16 protein-coding genes and 1 pseudogene are annotated in these 18,962 nt (G+C 62.1%); 6 read left to right on the top strand and 11 right to left on the bottom strand.

The window, feature by feature from the left end; genetic code table 11:
- Nucleotides 1-71 precede the first annotated feature (71 nt).
- Nucleotides 72-1,385 (top strand): MFS family transporter, encoded by a 1,314-nt coding sequence (locus KHO23_RS21420; RefSeq protein WP_211613240.1) that lies wholly within the window; start codon nucleotides 72-74, stop codon nucleotides 1,383-1,385.
- A gap of 115 nt (nucleotides 1,386-1,500) precedes the next feature.
- On the opposite strand, the gene KHO23_RS21415 is transcribed toward KHO23_RS21420, so the two are convergent.
- From KHO23_RS21415 to KHO23_RS21400, 4 genes are all read right to left on the bottom strand, one after another.
- The gene (locus KHO23_RS21415) at nucleotides 1,501-1,722 is read right to left on the bottom strand and encodes a hypothetical protein (protein WP_211613239.1); all 222 of its coding nucleotides are present in this window, start codon (nucleotides 1,720-1,722) and stop codon (nucleotides 1,501-1,503) included.
- 302 nt (nucleotides 1,723-2,024) lie between these two features.
- Nucleotides 2,025-3,110 carry a glycosyltransferase family 2 protein gene (locus KHO23_RS21410; protein ID WP_211613238.1) on the bottom strand — a complete coding sequence of 362 codons (1,086 nt, stop codon included), beginning with the start codon at nucleotides 3,108-3,110 and terminating at the stop codon, nucleotides 2,025-2,027.
- A 1,224-nt stretch (nucleotides 3,111-4,334) separates the two neighbouring features.
- Nucleotides 4,335-5,264 carry a LysR family transcriptional regulator gene (locus KHO23_RS21405; RefSeq protein WP_211613237.1) on the bottom strand — a complete coding sequence of 310 codons (930 nt, stop codon included), beginning with the start codon at nucleotides 5,262-5,264 and terminating at the stop codon, nucleotides 4,335-4,337.
- A 271-nt stretch (nucleotides 5,265-5,535) separates the two neighbouring features.
- Nucleotides 5,536-6,936, bottom strand: a complete 1,401-nt coding sequence (locus KHO23_RS21400) for a DHA2 family efflux MFS transporter permease subunit (RefSeq protein WP_236066943.1) — start codon at nucleotides 6,934-6,936, stop codon at nucleotides 5,536-5,538.
- A gap of 147 nt (nucleotides 6,937-7,083) precedes the next feature.
- Here KHO23_RS21400 and KHO23_RS21395 point away from each other — a divergent pair, with 147 nt between their 5' ends.
- Nucleotides 7,084-7,944 carry a LysR family transcriptional regulator gene (locus KHO23_RS21395; protein ID WP_211613235.1) on the top strand — a complete coding sequence of 287 codons (861 nt, stop codon included), beginning with the start codon at nucleotides 7,084-7,086 and terminating at the stop codon, nucleotides 7,942-7,944.
- A 37-nt stretch (nucleotides 7,945-7,981) separates the two neighbouring features.
- On the opposite strand, the gene add is transcribed toward KHO23_RS21395, so the two are convergent.
- Both add and KHO23_RS21385 read right to left on the bottom strand, forming a co-directional pair.
- Entirely contained in the window at nucleotides 7,982-9,079 is a 1,098-nt protein-coding gene (gene add / locus KHO23_RS21390) for an adenosine deaminase (protein WP_211613234.1), read from the bottom strand.
- Between the two features lie 103 nt (nucleotides 9,080-9,182).
- Nucleotides 9,183-10,529, bottom strand: coding sequence for an NCS2 family permease (locus KHO23_RS21385; RefSeq protein ID WP_211613233.1), 1,347 nt, complete (start codon nucleotides 10,527-10,529; stop codon nucleotides 9,183-9,185).
- Between the two features lie 94 nt (nucleotides 10,530-10,623).
- Here KHO23_RS21385 and KHO23_RS21380 point away from each other — a divergent pair, with 94 nt between their 5' ends.
- A complete protein-coding gene (locus KHO23_RS21380) occupies nucleotides 10,624-11,550 on the top strand; it encodes a LysR family transcriptional regulator (RefSeq protein ID WP_211613232.1) in 927 nt (308 codons plus the stop codon).
- Between the two features lie 62 nt (nucleotides 11,551-11,612).
- On the opposite strand, the gene KHO23_RS21375 is transcribed toward KHO23_RS21380, so the two are convergent.
- The gene (locus KHO23_RS21375; protein ID WP_211613364.1) at nucleotides 11,613-12,731 is read right to left on the bottom strand and encodes a nucleoside hydrolase; all 1,119 of its coding nucleotides are present in this window, start codon (nucleotides 12,729-12,731) and stop codon (nucleotides 11,613-11,615) included.
- Nucleotides 12,732-12,736: 5 nt separating this feature from the next.
- Complete coding sequence (locus KHO23_RS21370) at nucleotides 12,737-13,846, bottom strand: porin (RefSeq protein WP_211613231.1); 1,110 nt, start codon at nucleotides 13,844-13,846, stop codon at nucleotides 12,737-12,739.
- Between the two features lie 486 nt (nucleotides 13,847-14,332).
- Between KHO23_RS21370 and KHO23_RS21365 the strand changes: the two genes are divergently transcribed.
- Complete coding sequence (locus KHO23_RS21365) at nucleotides 14,333-15,385, top strand: NAD(P)/FAD-dependent oxidoreductase (RefSeq protein ID WP_211613230.1); 1,053 nt, start codon at nucleotides 14,333-14,335, stop codon at nucleotides 15,383-15,385.
- Between the two features lie 35 nt (nucleotides 15,386-15,420).
- Here the strand turns inward: KHO23_RS21365 and KHO23_RS21360 are convergent, their stop codons facing one another.
- Nucleotides 15,421-16,818: an MFS transporter gene (locus tag KHO23_RS21360; protein ID WP_211613229.1), complete on the bottom strand. Its 1,398-nt coding sequence runs from the start codon at nucleotides 16,816-16,818 to the stop codon at nucleotides 15,421-15,423.
- Between the two features lie 234 nt (nucleotides 16,819-17,052).
- Here KHO23_RS21360 and KHO23_RS21355 point away from each other — a divergent pair, with 234 nt between their 5' ends.
- Nucleotides 17,053-17,205 carry a hypothetical protein gene (locus KHO23_RS21355; protein ID WP_211613228.1) on the top strand — a complete coding sequence of 51 codons (153 nt, stop codon included), beginning with the start codon at nucleotides 17,053-17,055 and terminating at the stop codon, nucleotides 17,203-17,205.
- A gap of 35 nt (nucleotides 17,206-17,240) precedes the next feature.
- Here KHO23_RS21355 and KHO23_RS21350 read toward each other — a convergent pair whose 3' ends face one another.
- Together KHO23_RS21350 and KHO23_RS35455 are read right to left on the bottom strand one after the other, a co-directional pair.
- Nucleotides 17,241-17,783: a PaaI family thioesterase gene (locus KHO23_RS21350; RefSeq protein ID WP_211613227.1), complete on the bottom strand. Its 543-nt coding sequence runs from the start codon at nucleotides 17,781-17,783 to the stop codon at nucleotides 17,241-17,243.
- Between the two features lie 156 nt (nucleotides 17,784-17,939).
- Nucleotides 17,940-18,071, bottom strand: coding sequence for a hypothetical protein (locus tag KHO23_RS35455; RefSeq protein ID WP_268963903.1), 132 nt, complete (start codon nucleotides 18,069-18,071; stop codon nucleotides 17,940-17,942).
- Nucleotides 18,072-18,589: 518 nt separating this feature from the next.
- Here KHO23_RS35455 and KHO23_RS21345 point away from each other — a divergent pair.
- A pseudogene (locus tag KHO23_RS21345) lies at nucleotides 18,590-18,962 on the top strand (bifunctional lysylphosphatidylglycerol flippase/synthetase MprF); the annotation flags it as partial.

Genomic DNA, 18,962 nt, shown 5'->3' with positions numbered 1-18,962 from the left:
CCTGGATGCACGCGTTGTGAAGGCGGCGCCACGACCGCTTCCTCCGTTTAAAGACAAGGAAAGAAAACAGCATGACCGACCTAACCGACCAAACCGTGGCCACGGTCCACGACGCACACGACACCCGGCGCCGCATTTTCGCGATCGTTGGCGCTTCATCGGGCAATCTAGTCGAGTGGTTCGACTTCTACGTGTATTCGTTCTGCGCGCTGTATTTCGCGCCGGCCTTCTTCCCGAACGGCAACACCACCACGCAGTTGCTCAATACCGCCGGCGTCTTCGCCGCGGGCTTCCTGATGCGTCCGATCGGCGGCTGGTTCTTCGGCCGGCTCGCCGACAAGCGTGGGCGCAAGACCGCGATGATGGTGTCGGTGTTCATGATGTGCGGCGGCTCGCTCGTGATCGCGCTGCTCCCCACGTATGCGCAGATCGGCGCCCTGGCGCCGGCGCTGCTGCTGGTCGCGCGTCTGTTCCAGGGCTTGTCGGTGGGTGGCGAGTACGGCACCAGCGCTACCTATATGAGTGAAGTCGCGCTCAAGGGCCGCCGCGGTTTCTTCGCGTCGTTCCAGTACGTCACGCTGATCGGCGGGCAGTTGTGCGCGCTGCTGGTGCTGGTGATACTGCAACAAACCCTCTCCACCGAAGAACTGAAAGCGTGGGGTTGGCGCGTGCCGTTCGTGATCGGTGCATTGGCGGCGCTGGTCGCGTTGTATCTGCGTAAATCGCTCGAAGAAACGACCACGGCTGAAACGCGTCAACGCAAGGAAGCCGGCACGCTGCGTGGCTTGTGGGTGCACAAGGGCGCATTCGCGACGGTGCTCGGCTTCACGGCCGGCGGCTCGCTGATTTTCTACACGTTCACCACGTACATGCAGAAGTACCTGGTCAACACGGCCGGCATGCACGCCAAGACGGCCAGCAACGTGATGACCGCGGCGCTGTTTGTCTATATGGTCATGCAGCCGGCGTTCGGCGCCTTGTCGGACCGTATCGGCCGTCGTCGTTCAATGCTGTTCTTCGGCTTCTTCGCGACCATCGGCACCGTGCCGCTGCTGCACGCCTTGAAAGACGTGACGAGCCCGTATGCGGCCTTCGGCCTCGTGGTCGTGGCGCTGGCGATCGTCAGTTTCTATACGTCGATCAGCGGCCTGATCAAAGCCGAAATGTTCCCGCCGGAGGTGCGCGCGCTCGGCGTGGGTTTGTCGTATGCGGTGGCCAATGCGATCTTCGGCGGTTCGGCGGAATACGTCGCGCTGTGGCTGAAGTCGGTGGGCAACGAGTCGATGTTCTACTGGTATGTGACCGTGCTGTGCGCGATCGCCGGTCTCGTATCGCTGCGCATGCGCGATCCGTCGAAAGAAGGGTATCTGCGTCACGAACCCTGAGCGTAAGCGATACGCTCGAACAGCGCGCGTGAGCGCTGCTTGAGGACGGCGGCCAGGGGCAACCCGGCCGCCGTTTTTTTATCGCATCGGCAAGCACCGCGAGCACGGCGCCTGCTCAAACCACCACGATCTCCGTGCCCAATACATGCAGCAGATCGCGCAGCGCCTCGGCTTGCGCCATCTTCGCATCGCTGCGCAAATGGATCTGCACGGCCCGTCCCGCGATTCCATCGACGGGATGCGCGAGCCACAATTCCACCCCAAGCCCCAATCCTTCCGGCTGATTGACGACAACCGGCTCGATCACACGCGGCTTGAAACAGGCACTGTCGGACATGGCGAATCACCTCGGGGCTGATGACGGATCGAGGTCCATCGTAATCAGCCGCACGCACAAGACCAAGCGACAAATACACGTTTGCTAATGAGCGGATGCTTAGCAGAAAACGCGCTTATAACAGGAGCATTTCCTGATTCGGTACGTGCTGCGCCGCTGCCGATGTGGTGCCCATGCGCGGCGATCGGCTGCATCTCGCGCTTGCGTCAGCGTTGCGACGGATAACGCGCCAACTTTCGTTCGTGAATCAAGGGGTGTCGCTGGTGAAGGACCGCTCGGTTGCCTATTCGGCTACCGCGGCGTCAGATCAGTTCGGATCGATCGGTCACGAGCTCCGTCACACGCTCCGTTACGGCAGCCAGCGGCTCGACGGCGACAGCAGGTGCTGCTGCGGCCACACCCGTCACCGCTGCGTGCTGCCGCATCTTCACCGCCGCGCGTGAGAGCATGAGCAGGTGGTAATAGAGGCGCATGCTGAAACCATAGTTGTAGGCGAAGAGATGCGTGAACGCGATCTTCAACCCGAGCGCTGCGTGGCGATTTTTCGCATGAACCGAGACGACGACCGGCGCGAGCCGGCGCAATGCCAGCTTACGTGACGGCTCCAGTTGCGGGGGCAGTTTCAACGCCTTGACGAACGCATACGCACTGACGGTCGCGGCAACCGCCGTGCCGCGCGTGCTATGCGAGATCGAGGTTGCCGTCTTCCGATACACCGACACGTATTCGTGCAGATAAAACACCTCGCGGGCCGCGAGACAGAGTTCGGTGCCGAACACGAAATCGCAGCACATGCCGTACTGATCCTTGTAGCCGATCCGCCTGACAAGGTCCGCGTTGGCCATCCAGCCGTTGTTCGGGAACATCTGGATCAGCCCGGTTCTACCCGGCAAAGGCTGCAAGCCTTCGGCGTCCTTCGTGCGGCGAAACGCGGTGTTCAGGCGCAGGCTCGCGTCGAAATCGATTGCGCCGTTGTGATCGGCCTCGTATTGATCGGCGAATGCTACCTCGAGTTGCGGATGAAGCGCCCATAGCGACACGAGCTTCTCGATGCCGTCGGTGGTGAGCAGATCGTCGTCGTGAATCAGCAGAATCTTGTCGCCGCGTGCGCGCTCGAACAGGCTCGCGACATTGTGCGCCTGGCCGAGCGGCGGCTGGTTCTTTGCATAGCGGATGCGCGGCTCGTTCGCATAGCGCGTCGCCATCAACTGCTGCGTGCGAGTGTCTTTAGAATCGTCGCCGATCACGATTTCCAGATTGCCATACGTCTGCGCGAGGCACGAATCAATGCACTCGACGATTAGCTCAGGCCGATTGCAGGTTGGCAGGCAAATGGAAACCCTGGGAGAGGGATGGGACGTCGGGGCGGTAGTGGAGAAGGTAAGCACGGGCGTCTCCTTTTTTATCTGTTAAGGGGAGCAACCTGTTCGCCTTGCGCACACATTGCTGCATGCAGCAAATTAGTCCATCACAAGAAAAAAATAATCTGTAATAAATCGGAAAAAATGTCTGCGTTATGAAAGGGGTTCGAAGGGGAAAATTTGTGCGATTTTGGTGCTAAAACGCAGCAAAGCCGCTTGGGTTGGTGCTAGGTATTTTAGTTGAGTGGCGGCTTGCGTTCGGTGGTGGGGGTTTTTTGCCTGCTCGGCGGGTTGTTTGTGGTTTTGTGGTTTTGGCCTGTTCTTGATCTGGAATTCTTGGCCTTTCCTTGATTTGGGGTGCTTGGCCTTTCCTTGATTTGTTAGGGGTTTATTAGCGTTCCCCCTGTGCGGGGGGGCACCTACTTTTCTTTGCCTGCCGCAAAGAAAAGTAGGCAAAAGAAAGCGGCTCAAACCGCTAATTTTTAAGCGGGTCCCCTAGCTCGGAGGAGGTAGTGGTGCATCTGGAATCGGTGCCCTCGCACATTCCGCGTGAGTGACAAGGCAGTCATACTTCCGGCGGCGCTGCGCGCGCCGAAGGGTATTTCACCAACCATTCGATCGTTTCGCGTCCGTTTTCGATTTGGTACGGCAGCGCACCGTCCGGCCGTGAACGCGCTCCCCCAGGCTCACACTGCCGCACACCGGTCTGTCGTACTGCTAGGTATGCGGACACGGCGTCTCACCGAAGCATGTTCCCCGTCGCGCTAAACGGAGCCACCGATTTCCAATGCGGACTCGCGCGCGCCGAGGCGAAGCCGATGGTTCCCACCGGGCCCAAACGAAGCCGTTGGTTCCCCACGCCAATCCGTTTTCGCCGAGGCAAAGCCGATGGCCCATCACGCCCAATCAAAGCCTCAGGTTTCCCATACATACCCATCCGCGACGCACGTAGTGCGGAGTGGGAGCTGATGAGTCCTTAGTCACTAACGCGGAGTGTGCGGGGGCACGGATTCCAGATGCACCACTGCCTCTTCCAAGCCAGGGGACCCGCTTAAAAATTAGCGGTTTGAGCCGCTTTCTTTTGCCTACTTTTCTTTGCGGCAGGCAAAGAAAAGTAGGTGCCCCCCCGCACAGGGGGAACGCTAATAAACCCCTAACAAATCAAGGAAAGGCCAAAACCACAAAACCACAAAACCACAGACAAACAAGCGCCAGCAGGCAACCCCCCCCAAAAAAAACCATACCCCCACCTCAAGCACCCGCTTCCCGCACCCCCCCTCCAGTCAACGAAACAACAAAGTCAAAAAACACCCGAACCTTAGCCGGCGGATGATGCCGCGAAGGATAAAGCGCATACAGCGGATAAACCTCATCCCCCCAATCGGGGAACAACTCCACCAACTTGCCATTGGCAAGCAACGACTCGGCCCCCAGCGCAAGAATTTGCGCGATGCCTTGTCCGGCACTACACACGCTGTGCAAAGTACCAACGTCATTCACGGTAAGCCGCCCCCGCGGGCTCGTCACGATCTTCTTGCGTCCGCGATGAAACTCCCAACTGAACGGATAACCCGTCAGCGGATCACGGAACTTGATGCACACATGCTTGCCGTTTTCGAGTTCCGCGGGGCTTGCCGGATGCCCGTGCTTCTTCAGGTACGAGGGCGCAGCCACCGTCAGAATGCGCGTGTCGAGCAGCTTGCGTGCAATCAAGGTCGATACGGGCGGATCGCCGAAACGGATCGCAAGGTCGAAGCCGTCGGCGACCATGTCGCCTAACTGGTCGCGCGTGATCAACTCGAGTTGCAGATCGGGATGCTTATCGATGAAGCCGCCAAGCCTCGGCCCCAGCACGAGACGCGAAAAGAACGGGTCCATGTTCACGCGCAAACGCCCGCGAACCGCAGTGGCGCCCTCAGCCGCGGAAGCAGCCGCTTCCTCGAGCCCGCCGAGCAGCGGCACGATCTGTTCGTAAAAGCGCCGGCCTTCGTCTGTCAGCGTGACCGAACGGGTGGTGCGATCGAATAGCCGGATGCCGAGGCGTGCTTCAAGCCGTGCAACCGAACGGCTGACCCCCGATTGCGACATGTCGAGTGCTTCGCCAGCCGCCGCAAAACTTCCGCAGTCGACGATCGCCGTCAGCACGCCCATGCCGTTCAGCATGCGCTCGTCAAATGGCATGTGATATTCCTTTGTTATGCATTAATGCATGACATGCTAACGCGAAACATCGTTTGATTTCATGCGCCGCTATCGGGAAACGCGACCCGTCCGGCCGCATCGATGACGCTGCATCATGAGTGGAATATCAGCCACGCTACGGCGTCAGGCACCCGATTGACGCCAATCCGGATGAGCCCGCCTGATGCACAAAGGAATGCGGTTCTCGTCATGCGTCAGGCATATTTATGCCGATTAACGGAGAACGCCGTCGTGGACTGAAAGACGCTATTCAGCGTCCCGCGCTTTGGGTCGTCTGGCCACGCACGTCGCGCGTAACGGGCGCTTCGTCGAGATGGCGAAAAATCCATGCCGACACCAGCGTAATGACGCCCACGCACACGAAGCTCAGGCGGAACCCGAGCGCGGCCGATCCCCATTGCGCCGAGAACAGATTCACCAGCCCGCCGCCGATCGAAACGCCCAACCCGATCGCCAGCATCTGCACCATCGAGAAGAGGCTGTTGCCGCTGGCGGCATCTTCATGCGAGAGGCCTTTGAGCGTGACGCTGTTCATCGCCGCGAATTGCATGGAGTTGGCCGCGCCGAACACGGCCAGAATCACGATCCCGACGATGAGCGGCGTACCACGCGTAATCAGTGCAAACGCAACGATCGCCGACCCCACGATCACGGTGTTGACGAGCAGGAACGCGTCATAGCCATAGCGCCGCACGAGCGGCGCGATCCAGCGTTTGGCAAGAGTGCCGGCAAGTGCGGCGGGCAGCATCATCAGGCCGGAATGCAGCGGCGAGTAGCCGAGTTGTAGTTGCAGCAGCAACGGTACGAGAAACGGTACGGCGCTCGAGCCGACGCGGCATACCAGGTTGCCGATCAGACCGACGCTGAAATTCGGTTCGCTAAAGAGCGAGAGCTTGAAGAGGGGAGTGTTGCGGCGCTTTGCGTGCGGAATGTAGGCGAGCGCGCTGATCACCGCGAGCGCAAAGAGACCCGAAGACCATGCCACGCGGTGCGAGTCGACGGGGGCGTCGACGGCCAGCGAAAACGCGATCATGCACAGCGACAGCAGCCCACAGCCGACGAAGTCGAACGGCGGCGCGCGGGTTTCATCATGCGCCGGTAAAAACCGCTGTACCGCGTAGAGACCCAGTGCGCCAATCGGCACATTGATCAGAAAAATCCAGTGCCACGTGATGGCCTGAACGAACCAGCCGCCGAGCGTTGGACCGGCGATCGGCCCCAACTGGCCGGCAATCGAAATGAACGCGAGTGCCGACACGTATTGCTCGCTCGAGACGCTGCGCAAAACGGCGAGCCGACCGATCGGCAGCAGCATCGAGCCGCCCAGCCCCTGCAGCACCCGCGCCATCACCAGTTGGCTGAGCGTATGCGCGCTCGCGCAGCAGACCGAGCCAAGCACAAAGACGAGAATCGCCGCGAAATAGACCCGCCGCGTGCCGAAGCGATCGGCGAGCCAGCCCGAAGCAGGCGTCAGCATCGCCATGGTCAGCGCGTAGGCGACCACGATCGGTTGCGTGGCAAGTGGCGCGACGTGCAGGCTGTTCGCAATCGACGGCAACGCGGTGTTGACGATCGTCGTGTCGAGCGACTGCATGAAGAAGCCGGCGGCGACGATCCAGAGCAGCGCGGTCTGGGCGGAATCCTTGTTCATGTTCATTTGAGCCACGGGGCGGCGGGCCGTGCTCGGAGCAATCGTTGGGGGGATTCCGTCATCATATTGACATCGCCGTCAATCGGGAACCCCACTGGAGGCGTTGACTGTTATCGACTTTGCCGATAACCAGGAACACAATGACGCATGCTCAATCCCATCTGGCTCAAGACCTTCGCGACAGTCGCCGCCTGCCATAGCTTCACCGAGGCGGGGCGGCAACTCGATCTCACGCAGTCGAGCGTCAGCGAACATATCCGCCGGCTCGAACAGAGCGTCGGACGGCGTCTGTTCGTACGCGACACCCATTCGCTCGCAATGACCCCGGACGGCGAGGCCATGCTCGCGCACGCCAGCGTGATCCTGCAAGCACTCGCACGGGCCGAGTCGCAGTTTCGCGCGCCGCGGCTGAAAGGGCGCGTGCGGCTCGGCTCATCGGACGACGTCGCGCTCGGGCCGCTGCCCACGGTGCTGGCGGCGTTTCGCAATGCGCATCCCGATGTCGAACTGGAAATCACGATCGGGATGACCGGCAAGCTGTATGAGTTGCTGGACGCCGGTTCGATCGATCTGCTTGTCGGTAAGCGGCGTCTGGGTGACCGCCGCGGCGTGCCGCTTTTTACGGGGCGCCTGGAGTGGCTGGCGCGCACCGGCACACTGGTCGATCTCAGCCAGCCGTTGCCGCTGATTCTGGTCGCCGAGCCGAGCGTGACGCGCGCCGTGGTGCTCGACGCGCTCGCCGAAGCCGGTTTTAGCTGGCAGGTGGTCTGCACCAGCAGCAGCCACGCGGGCTGCATCGCAGCCGCGCGCGGCGGGCTCGGCATAACGGTTCGTCCGCAGTATCTGGCTGCCCGGGGCCTGACGCCGCCGCTCAACGCGGCCGGTCTACCGGCGCTGCCCTCGGTGGAATTCATCGCGCTGGCCGCCAAACGGTTGAGCCGTCCGGCGGGCACGTTGCTGCAATTGCTGCACGACAGCGATTTGCGCGGTTCGTGGATTGGTGAATGAAGCTGGGCGGGTGGCGTGACCCGGGGCGTTCGTCGACTTAAGCGGGCAAGGCTGCCGCCAACGTATCGAATTCCGCGCCCCATGCCGCGCGCCATGTGTGTCGCGTCGTTTCATCGATCCATGCGCCGTCGATGCCGTTCAGCATGAACTCCCGCAACTCAGCGATGCTGAAGCCGAAGTGGCTAACCATCAATTGCCATGCTTCGCTCGGCGTCACTTTGTGCAGCGTGGGGTCGTCGGTGTTCGGGTGAATTTTCAGGCCCAGGCCCGGCATGCGCCGCATTGGATGCTGCTCGGCCCAGACCTCGGGGGCGAGCGTGCGTAAATAGTAGGAGTTGGTCGGCACCACGGTGAAGACGATGCCGCGCTCCGCGTAACGCGCTGCCAACTGCGGGTTGTCGACGATCGTATAGCCATGATCGATCCGGTCGCATTGCAGCAGGTCGACGGCCGTCTCGACATTGCGCCACGGCATGCCGAATTCGCCTGCATGCGCAGTGGTCCTGAAGCCTGCGTCTCGCGCATTGCGGTATGCCTTCCAGAACAACTCAGGTGGCCTGTCGTTCTCGCGGTAGTCGATGCCGAGACCGGCCACTTCGTTCGCACGATGCGCGCACATCCAGTCGACCAGCGCGACCGCTTCGTCGGGATCGGCTTCGCGGTCGATGCTCGGGATCAGGCGCGCGCTGATGCCGAAGTCGCGCGCGGCGTCGCGAATCGCGGCAACGATGGCCGCCTGGGCATCCGCATAGGGAATCTTTGAAACGCGCACCGTACCGGTAGGATTCCAGAAGAATTCGCTATGACGCACCTGGTGTGCGGCGGCGTCGGCGAGGTATTCGTAGGCGATGCGATGCAGGTCGTCGGCATGCGTGAGCAGATGCTCGTCGAGCGCGCGCAGCACACGCAGCACGCCGACGGGTTTTTCGCCGCGCGTATAGAACGCGTCGATCTCGTCCCGGTCGATTGGCGCGTGGCTCTTTTCGGCGAGCGCGACGAAAGTCTCGTGACGCACCGCACCCAGCAGGTGGCAATGCAACTCGACCTTCGGCAGGGCAGTGAAGAAGGCGCGATGGGCATCGGTGAGCGTAATGCCGAGGCGCGATGCGGGCACGTTGCCCAGTGTCTCTTTCATGTCGGTATGATGTTCGGTAGTGCGTACAACTCGACGCAAACTCGGTTTAGTGCAAATGCAGGATCAAAACGTGCTGCTGCGCAGGGTCACTCAGATCAGGAACTCAATGCGGTTTGACCACGGTATAGAAGTAATAACCGAGCGGCACGGCCAGCACATAGAGACCCCACGGTACTTCACGGAAACGTCCGGCGAGCAGTTTGACGAGGACGTAGCAGAGCAGGCCGCCCGCGATGCCGGTGCCGAAACTGTTCGACATCAGTGTGAGCAGCACCATCGAAAGAACGGGCAGCGAGTCGCTGAAGTCGTCGAAATGCGTATGGCGAATCGTGCTGAACATCGACAGCCCAATCAGGATCAGCGCCGGCGCAGTCGCTTCTTTCGGAATCGCCAGCGCGACCGGCACGAACAACAGCATCAGTGCGAACATGGCGGCCGCGGCGAGCGAGGAGAGGCCGGTACGCCCACCCGCTTCAACGCCTGCCGCAGATTCGACCAGCGCGGTGAGCGCCGGAATGCCGAACACCGGACCGAGCGTCGCGGCAATCGAATCGACGAGGAACGGTCGGTTGATGTTCGGCAGATTTGCGTTTTCGTCGAGCAGATCCGCTTTGGCGCCGACCGCGAGCGTGGTGCCTAGTGTCGAGAAAAACTCCGCCGCGAAGAACACGAACAGATACGGAATCGAGGCCACACTCAAGGCGCTCGCGATGTCGAGCTTGAACGCGATCGGTACGATGCTATGCGGCCACGACAGAAACGACGCGGGCATATGCGTGACGCCGAGCGGGACACCGGCGGCGGCCGCGATCAGGATCGCCCACAAAATCGCGCCGGGCACGCGGCGGCCTTGCAGCACGACAGCCGCGCCGAGGCCGATCAATGCCACCAGCGTGCCGGGCCGCGAGAAATCACCGAGCGCGAGTGCATTGGTTTTCGCGTTGGCGATCACCATGCCGGCGTTACGGAAACCGAGCACCGCGATGAACAAACCGATCGATGCACCGAGCCCGAGCTTGATTTGCGCCGGAATCAGGCGCACCACGAGGCTGCGCGCACCCACCAGGGTCAGGATCAGGAACAGTACGCCGGACACGAACGCAATGCCCAGACCCGTTTGCCATGCGACGTGTTCGCCCGCGAGCGTGATGCCGAGAATCACCGAGCCGCCGATGCCGGGTCCCACCAGAAACGGCAGATTCGCATACAGCGCCATCAGCACCGTGCTCAGCACGAACACGAGAATTGTCGCGGTGGTCGCCGCGCCGCGGTCCATGCCGCCCGCCGACAGCAGCGACGGAATCACCACCAGCAAATAGGCGGCCGCGAGAAACGAGGTGATACCGGCGATCGTTTCGATACGCACGCTGGTTTTGCGCCCGGCGAGCGCGAAACGCCGTTCGAGCCAGCCGCCGTGTGCGGCCGGTGCCGGGTTTTGGGTCTTCGGCATTGTAGATTCGTTATTGATCAATTGATTCATCCTGTAACCACGCCATTACCACGCCATTTATACTGCTGCGCATTGTGTCGATGCATTGCGCTCCATGACCGACCGTTCCTCCCTGCTGCCCGCGCTCACGCTGCGGCAAATCCAGTACTTCGTCACGCTTGCGCATGCGCGCAGCTTCACGCAGGCCGCGCAGTCGCTCGCTCTCACGCAGCCCGCATTGACGGCGGCGATCCGGCAGATCGAGTTCCTGCTCGGCGGCCCGCTGTTCGCGCGCTCCGCGCATCGGCTGACGCTCACGCATGCGGGCGCCAGCGTTCTGCCGCTCGCTGAGCGCCTGCTCAATCAGGCGCGCGGCACCTTCGACGATATGGCGAGTACCTTCGCCGAACGCGTGCAGACGGTGCGAATCGGACTGATTCCGTCGGCTGCGGCGCGCCTGTTGCCCGCGCTCGCCTCGTTGCGCGCACAGCAACCGTCGCTGCGCTTCACGCTGAACGACATGCCGAACACCGCCTTGATCGATGCCGTGCGCCAGGGCGCGGCCGATTTCGGCGTCGGTGTGCATGAGCCCGATGCAACCGCAGCGGACAATGACGGCGAAGCCGCGCTGCGCTACCAGGATCTGTTCGAGGATCAGATCGTGGTGGTGGTGCGGCGCGACGATCCGCTCGCGCAGAAGAAGAGCCTTGCGTGGGCAAAGCTGGTGGGCCGAGATCTGGCGGTGTTCGTGCGCGGCAGCGTCAGCGACGCGCTGCAGCGCACCGGCGGGGCCGAAGGTCTGCAACTGACGGTCGCCTACCGCGTCGAGTACACGGAACCGCTGTACGAACTGGTACGCAACCGTCTGGCGATTGCGGTGCTGCCCAGTCTCTACACCATGCATCTGCACGACACGGAACTCGTCGCGTTGCGCCTCGACAAGCCGCGCGTCACCCGTTCGATCGCACTGATTTCGCTTGCCGGCGAGGACCGCGGCCCGCATGTGCGAGCTTGCCGCGAATGGATCGCCGCGCATATCTGACGCAACGTGCGTTGTATCCATGATCGTTATCGACCCTTTCAGGGGTGCACGGATGTGCCGGCTCACGGCAGCGTAGCGAGCCGGGCGCGCAAGGCGGCATAAAAACCGTCCGCGTCGACTTCGGCGATCCAGGTCGCGTTCGGCTTACGGCCGCTGTGTCCGCTCCAGTCCACCACGGTTTCACCGAGCGTCCATTCGCCGATCGTCTCGATCATCACGTTGACCTCGCGTCCTTTGAACAGGGACGGCTCGATCAGGTAGCCGGTCGCGCAGGGGTCGTACATGGGGGCTTCTTCGACACCCTTGCGTCCCTTCTGATAAGCGACTTCCGCAGCCATGATGTCGGCGGCCATCGTGCCGCAGCGATTGCGGAGCGCGCGAATCGGCGCGATCCGTGCCGGTGTGATCATCGCTTTCACGGCGACGTCGCGCGGCAGCACGACGATCGGTACACCGCTGGCAAACACGACCTGTGCGGCTTGAGGGTCGACGTAGATATTGAATTCGGCCGCGGGCGTGATGTTGCCGCGTTCAAAGAAGGCGCCACCCATCAGCACGATTTCGCGGATGCCGTCGCGGATCTCCGGGGCTTCGGTGAACGCGGTGGCGAGGTTAGTCAGCGGCCCGAGCGCGCACAGCGTCACGCTATGCGGCGCCGCCGCGCGCAACGTGTCGATCAGAAAAGCAACCGCGTGCTGCGGCGCGAGAGGCGCGAGCGGTTCATGCAGCGGCACGCCTTCGAGGCCGGTCTTGCCGTGCACGTTGGCGGCGGTGATCAGTTCGCGCGTGAGCGGGCGCGGGCAGCCCGCATACACCGGCAGCGATTGCGTACGCCCGGCCCAGTCGCGCACGATGCGGGCGTTGCGTTCGGTGAGAGCGAGCGGCACGTTGCCCGCAACCGTCGTGATCGCGCGCACGTCGAGCCGGTCGCTCGCACCGAGGGCGAACAGGATGGCAATCGCGTCGTCCTGACCGGGATCACAATCGATAATCACGTTGCGGCGCGCGCCGTTTTTCGCTTCGATGGCGGCCGCAGAGGACGTGCCACTTGCCGCGTTAGCGGTGTCCGCACCACCTGAAGCCGCGCTTGCAAGCATCGGCCATGCCGATGCCCCCGCAGCGAGTCCCATGGCCGTGCGCAAGAACGCGCGCCGGTCTTGCGTTGGATCGAAGGCGTTCATCATCGTCAGAACACGTGACGCATGCCGACCGTCGCGATCATCTGACGTATGCCGGTGGATTGAGCGTAGGCAAAAATCTGCGCGTGTTGCGCGTCGCCGGCGGCTTGTTGCGCGACCACCGTCAGCGCGACGTCGGTGCGTTTCGAGAGGTAATAGTCGGCTTGCAGATTGACCTGATGCCATTTGGGGCTCGTGTTGATCACATCGTATTTGCCGTCAGTGAAGGCATACGCTGCGCCGAGAATGAACGCGGGGCTCACGTGGTAGTTCAGGTTCAGGTTGTAGTTTTGCAAATGCAGATGTGAACCGTCGAGATAATCGTAGTGGACATCGGTGAAAAGCGCTGCAAATTGCGCGGGACCGACCGTATAGAAGCCGCCCGTGCCGAAGATGCGCTGCTTGCTCGCATACGCGGCCGGATGCAGCGCGCTCTTCGCGAAGATCAGCAGCGACGACGCGTAGTCATTCGAAATCGCACCGTCAGGATTGGTCGCGCTGAACGGGTGGTTGTACTGCGCGTAGACCACGCTCCACTTCAGCGGGCCGTTCTCGTAGCCGGCGCCGAAGCTGTACGCATTGTTGTTGGCGAAACCGGTGGCGTTGCTGAAACCGTATTCGGCAGTGGCCTTCAGGCCGCGATAGTCGGGTGTCACGTACTTCACCGCATTTTGCACGCGGATGTCGTTATAGCCGTTGTCGTTGTCGCCGATGTTCACGCCGTTGCTCGCGATAATCACCGGGCCGACATAGTCATGCACGGTGTCGTATTGACGGCCGAAGGTCAGCGTACCGAATGTCTTGCTGGCGAGCCCGACGTAAGCCTGCCGGCCGAATTCCCGGCCGTTTTGCGACGCCGTGCCGGTCATCACGTTAAAGCCGTTTTCCAGCTGGAAGATCGCGCTCGTGCCGCCGCCCAGATCTTCGACGCCCTTCAGACCCCAGCGCGGATTCTGGTTGGTCCCCGAGAGTGCCTGCCACGCGTTCTTGCCGCCCTGATTCGTCGCGTAGCCGATGCCCGCCGAAATCAGGCCATACAGTGTCACGCTGCTTTGCGCATGGGCGGCGCCGGAGAGCGCGCCGGCGATCGCGAGAGGGGCGAACTTGAGTAGTTTCATCGTGGTCCAGTAGCGGGAAAGGAGGGCGCCGGGCAGAGGGCGCATTCGAACTGGGCTCGACTATACGAAGCCGTCGTCTATAAAAATAATGTTGTTTTTTTATGGTTCTATAAATTTAATCTATTCAATCAAGCCGTCGTTGGCCACCGGTTGCGTGTATCGGCAGCATTCTGGTGGGTCTGACGGTAGCGTTCATCAGCTGGCGCACGTTGCGTCCATGCAGGACAAGCTGGGCGCGACCGTCACCAGGGTGCGCGCCGGTTCGCATTCGATCGATTCATCGACACAGTCGCCGCGCATTGCGGGCTGAATGTCGCCAATCAGCGCTTAGGAGCGCCAGGCACATGCTCATGCAACACAAGGGCAAGTGCCTCGATTCAGGAGGACGTCCGCCACCCAAGCGTCCTTACCGCCTGTAATGGCATCGTTGCCGGGCTTCCGGCGATTCTGTATGGTGGATCATCGACCTACTCGACGAGATCCCGAATGACGCCCGCCGCAGACTCTCTTCCGCAACCGATTCGCTCCGATGTCCTGATCGTCGGCGCCGGCCCCGTAGGCCTCTTTGCCGCTTTCGAAGCGGGTGTGATCGGCCTGTCGTGCCAGATCGTCGATGCGCTCGACGAGATCGGCGGCCAATGCACGGAGCTCTATCCGGACAAGCCGATCTACGACATTCCCGCCATTCCGTCATGTACCGCGCGCGAACTGGTCGAGCGTTTGCTGGTGCAATGCAAGCCGTTCGATGTGCCGATTCATCTCGAGCAACGGGTTGAGTCGGTCGAGCAGCGCGACGATGGGCGCTGGACCGTGCGTACCGACCGCGGCCTCATCTTCGACGTGGCGGCCATTCTGCTTGCCGCGGGCAATGGCGCATTCGTCCCGCAGAAACTCACGCTTGCCGAAGCCGTGCCGCTGGAGTCGCGTCACGTGCACTACAGCGTGCAGCGTCTCGCCGATTTCGCCGGCAAGACGGTGGTGGTGGCCGGTGGTGGCGATTCCGCACTCGACTGGGCGCTGGCATTGCGTAAGGTCGCGCGGCGCGTGACGCTGGTGCACCGTCGCAACGGCTTCAGCGCGACGAATTCGAGCGTCGAGTCGATGCGGCGCGCGGTCGAGGCAGAGGAGATGGATTTTGTCGTGGGCGCGATTTCGGGGCTCAACGTCGAGGGCGATGCGTTGAAATCGATCGCGCTGCGGCAGATCGAAGGCGAAACACAGCTCGACACCGAGCACCTCGTCGTGCTGTACGGGTTGGTCGCCGATCTTGGGCCGATCGCGCAGTGGAATCTGTCGATCCACGGCGGCCGCGTCGATGTGGATACGTCCAACTACGAAAGCTCGCGGCCCGGCATTTTCGCGGTCGGCGACATCGCCAACTATCCGAACAAGCAGAAGCTGATTCTGTCCGGCTTTCACGAGGCCTCGTTAGCGCTGCGCAAGGCGTACGCCTACGCCTATCCGGAGAAGAAGCGGGTGCATGTCCATTCCAGTTACGACGCGAAGCTGGCGGAAAAGATCGGCGCGGCGGCGGGGTGAGCCTGTTCGGTAAGAAGGCCTGAGAAGGCTGGTCTTTACCCTCGACCGCCTCGCGAGATGTCTTCACCGGCGCGATGCGGCATGCGCAGCGTGACCGGAATCGACGCGAACGAGCACAAGCCCACCACCAGAAACGCGGGCCAGAAATCCGACCACGCGATGCTCGGATGCCCATGCAGCACGCGCGAAATCTGCAGCACGATACCGCCCACCGTCACGCCGAGACCGAGCGACATCTGTTGCACGACGCTGCCGAGACTCGTCGCGCGCCCCACGTCGCGGCTGGCGATTTCCGCATAAGTGAGCGAGTTGAGACTCGTGAATTGCAGCGCGGGGAAGAAGCCGCCGAGCAACACAACGAACCAGATGATCCAGGTCGGCGTGCCCGGAAAAAACAGTCCGCATGCGGCGATTGATATCCCTGAGAGCGCCGCGTTCACCACCAGCACCGAACGGAAACCGAAGCGATGCAGCACGCGGGAGGCGAACGTGCGCATGAACATGCCGCCGAACGCGGAGGCGCAGGTGATCAGGCCGGACTCGAACGCGCTCATGCCGTGTCCTTCCTGCAGCATCAGCGGCAGCAGAAAGGGCAGCGCGCCGAGGCCGATGCGAAACAGCGATCCGCCGAGCACGCTCGCCTGGAACGTCGGCACCTTGAAGAAGCGCAGATCGAGCAGCGGAAGTTTGACGCGCTGAGCGTATGCGACATAGCCCACGAGCAGAACGGCGCCGCTCGCGCACATGCCGAACGCGTCCTGATTCGACATGAGTTCGCCGCCCACTAGCGACAGTCCGAGCAGAAGCAGCACCGCGCCGGCTGCCGACAGAAAAAAACCGATCCAGTCGAGCGGCCCGGGATCGGGTTCGCGTGTGTTGGCGATATGCCGGTTGGTCAGATAGATACCGAGAATACCGATCGGCACGTTGATGAAGAAGATCAGACGCCAGTGCAGATAGGTGGTGATGAAGCCGCCGAGCAGCGGCCCGGCGGCCGGTCCGAGCAGCGCGGGGACGCTCAGATAGTTCATCGCGCGGATGAAGTCGGACTTATGGACCACACGGAAGATGATGATCCGCCCGACCGGCACCATCATCGCGCCGCCAACACCTTGCACGAATCGGGCGAGAGTGAAGGTGGCCAGCGAGTTCGACGCGGCGCACAGGAGCGAGCCGGTGACGAAGATGCCGATCGCGGTGCGGAAAATGGTGCGCGCGCCGAATCGGTCCGCGAGCCAGCCGCATACCGGAATAAAGACGCCGAGACCCAGAACGTAGCTCGTTACCGCAATTTTCAGCGTGACCGGATCGCGCCCGAAGTCGCGCGCCATGGCAGGCAAGGCGGTGACGATCACGTTCGCATCGACGCTTTCCATGAACATCGCGCATGCGACGATAAGGGGCGCAATCAGGGCTTTCTCGGCGACGGTCATGAGGGACGGGCGGTCCGCGGCGGATGGTCGCAGGCAAAGGGGACATTATTGCACCTGTACGGTGCGGATGGTTAATAGCGCACCGCCGGATGCCGCCCCTTTTCGAGATCGCGCGGATCGCGGATGTGACCGTGGCACACCGCACCGTGACTTTATTGATATTTGTTGCGGTGCGGCACGAGAGGGCTATAATCGGGTTATTGCCTAGGTATAAACCCTATACAGGAGTCCGCCATGAACACTGCTTCCAACGCCGCTACCGTCCGCACCGCACCCGCCGCTAACACCACGTGGCTGAGCAAGCTCCGCGCACTGGCGCTGCATGCGCTCAACCTGCATCTGCAAAACTGCGCCGTGCTTGCCGAAGCGCATCGCCGCCCGCAGTAAGCGCAACGCGTTCGGGCAAGCAACGGTATCGATCGTTACCGGCCCGGAATCTCGAACACCAGACAGGTTGTTGTGGCATGCGCGTAGAGCGTGCCGTCGGGGCCGACCAGGCGAGCTTCCGCCGTCGCCAGTTGCCGCCCGCAATGAATCACTTTGCCTTCGGCGCGCACGCGCTGCACGCGCGGCGTGACGGCTTTCACGTAGTTCACGCTCAGCTCGGCGGTGGTGTAGCCGCGGCCCGGCGGCATCATTGTGTGCACCGAACAGCCTAGCGCGGAATCGAGCAAGGTGGCGATCCAGCCGCCGTGCACGGTGCCTAGCGGATTCAGGTGCTGCGCGAGCGGGGTGCCCTGAAACACCGCGTGCCCCGCACTGGCTTCCACGATCATAAAGTCGAGTGTGCGCGCGATCGCGGCGTACGGTAGTTCCCCGTTCATCATCGCCTGCATGAATTCCAGGCCGGTCTTGCCCGCCGCCTGTTCGGGGCTTGCGACACCGGGGCCCGGTCCGGCGTGAATCGCCGCCAATACTTCCTGCTCGCGTGCGAGCCAGCGTTCGAGTTGATTTTCGTTCGTCAATCCGTGTCTCCAGTCCTGAGGGAAGCGTGCTTCGGAATCGATGCATCGTTCCCGATTAAAGCACCAAACCGCTTCAGGGCGCTGGAGGGCCGCCTCTGGTTCGCTGGCACGCGCTGCGCCCGTGCCGTTCACAGTGAGGCCCGGATTGCCCGTGCATTACTCCCTGATACGCGACACGACCGGCCGCCGCTCTCGGGTCGCTCGCGCGGACAACGCGCTCATGAGAAGTGCAATCGACACCAACCCGACCAGATACACACCGGCCATCACCCAATCTTGATCCGCCATCGTCATTCCCCTTCGATTACCGTCATTCCTGCTACGAAAGCTCAACATTGCGCCGTGCTATTGCTCTCGATTACGGCACGCGAAGCGAAAATCTTGATGGAGCAAATCAGTCTTTAAATCAGTGCGCGATCGCGCGTTGCCGGTGCGATATTGGCGCGAGCTCGAATCTTTGTCTCGCCGGACTCGATAAGCGTTTAAACTCCTGCCCCCTGTCGAGCGCAGCGGCCCACACCAGCCCGGCAGCCCAATCGGCAATATCGACCGTTTATTGGCGCGTATTGCCTGGCCACCTCGCTCTGCCATGCCGCGAAGCACATTCCGCTTCAACGACGGCCCAGATTAAATCCCGGTGAGTTGCCTGACGCTGTCAACCTTTTCAACACTTTGCCGTTATCCATTTGTAATCGCCGAAGTAAGGCGACGCCGCGGCAGACGATCCGTCACCGCGACAGCTCCACGCAAGGCCCGCATTGACCATGTTCCACCGATATAACAATAAGTTCGACCAGCTAGGCGCGATGTTCGACCGTGTATCGAAGACGCTTGGCAAACGGAGCATCCTCTCGCCCGTGCTCGCACTCGTCATTTGCGGGCTGCTGCTGGTCGTCCTGCAACATCTCTCGCAAGCGGTCGACTATCGCTCGATCATGCGCCAGCTGCGTCACCTGACAGCGGGCGAGTGGGCCGGCGCGCTCGGCGCGACCGCGCTTAGCTACATCGCGCTGGTCGGCCGCGACGCGGTCGGCTTGCGCTACCTCGGCGCCACGGTGCCGCGCGCGGCGCTGTGGATCGGCTCGACCGCGGGCTCCGCGCTCGGCAATGCGACAGGCTTCGGCGCGCTGACGGGCGGCGCCGTGCGCGCGCGCGTCTATGGGGTGTCGGACGTCACGC

This window comes from Paraburkholderia haematera (assembly GCF_905220975.1).
Lineage (GTDB): Bacteria > Pseudomonadota > Gammaproteobacteria > Burkholderiales > Burkholderiaceae > Paraburkholderia > Paraburkholderia haematera.
This window is presented reverse-complemented; position numbering and strand designations above follow the sequence as displayed.

Excerpts from the sequence above, each read along its gene's own strand:
- KHO23_RS21420 (WP_211613240.1), top strand. The coding sequence starts at position 72 with ATGACCGACCTAACCGACCAAACCGTGGCCACGGTCCACGACGCACAC.
- KHO23_RS21415 (WP_211613239.1), bottom strand. The coding sequence starts at position 1,722 with ATGTCCGACAGTGCCTGTTTCAAGCCGCGTGTGATCGAGCCGGTTGTC.
- KHO23_RS21405 (WP_211613237.1), bottom strand. The coding sequence starts at position 5,264 with ATGCCATTTGACGAGCGCATGCTGAACGGCATGGGCGTGCTGACGGCG.
- KHO23_RS21400 (WP_236066943.1), bottom strand. The coding sequence starts at position 6,936 with ATGAACAAGGATTCCGCCCAGACCGCGCTGCTCTGGATCGTCGCCGCC.
- KHO23_RS21395 (WP_211613235.1), top strand. The coding sequence starts at position 7,084 with ATGCTCAATCCCATCTGGCTCAAGACCTTCGCGACAGTCGCCGCCTGC.
- add (WP_211613234.1), bottom strand. The coding sequence starts at position 9,079 with ATGAAAGAGACACTGGGCAACGTGCCCGCATCGCGCCTCGGCATTACG.
- KHO23_RS21385 (WP_211613233.1), bottom strand. The coding sequence starts at position 10,529 with ATGCCGAAGACCCAAAACCCGGCACCGGCCGCACACGGCGGCTGGCTC.
- KHO23_RS21380 (WP_211613232.1), top strand. The coding sequence starts at position 10,624 with ATGACCGACCGTTCCTCCCTGCTGCCCGCGCTCACGCTGCGGCAAATC.
- KHO23_RS21375 (WP_211613364.1), bottom strand. The coding sequence starts at position 12,731 with ATGAACGCCTTCGATCCAACGCAAGACCGGCGCGCGTTCTTGCGCACG.
- KHO23_RS21370 (WP_211613231.1), bottom strand. The coding sequence starts at position 13,846 with ATGAAACTACTCAAGTTCGCCCCTCTCGCGATCGCCGGCGCGCTCTCC.
- KHO23_RS21365 (WP_211613230.1), top strand. The coding sequence starts at position 14,333 with ATGACGCCCGCCGCAGACTCTCTTCCGCAACCGATTCGCTCCGATGTC.
- KHO23_RS21360 (WP_211613229.1), bottom strand. The coding sequence starts at position 16,818 with ATGACCGTCGCCGAGAAAGCCCTGATTGCGCCCCTTATCGTCGCATGC.
- KHO23_RS21355 (WP_211613228.1), top strand. The coding sequence starts at position 17,053 with ATGAACACTGCTTCCAACGCCGCTACCGTCCGCACCGCACCCGCCGCT.
- KHO23_RS35455 (WP_268963903.1), bottom strand. The coding sequence starts at position 18,071 with ATGGCGGATCAAGATTGGGTGATGGCCGGTGTGTATCTGGTCGGGTTG.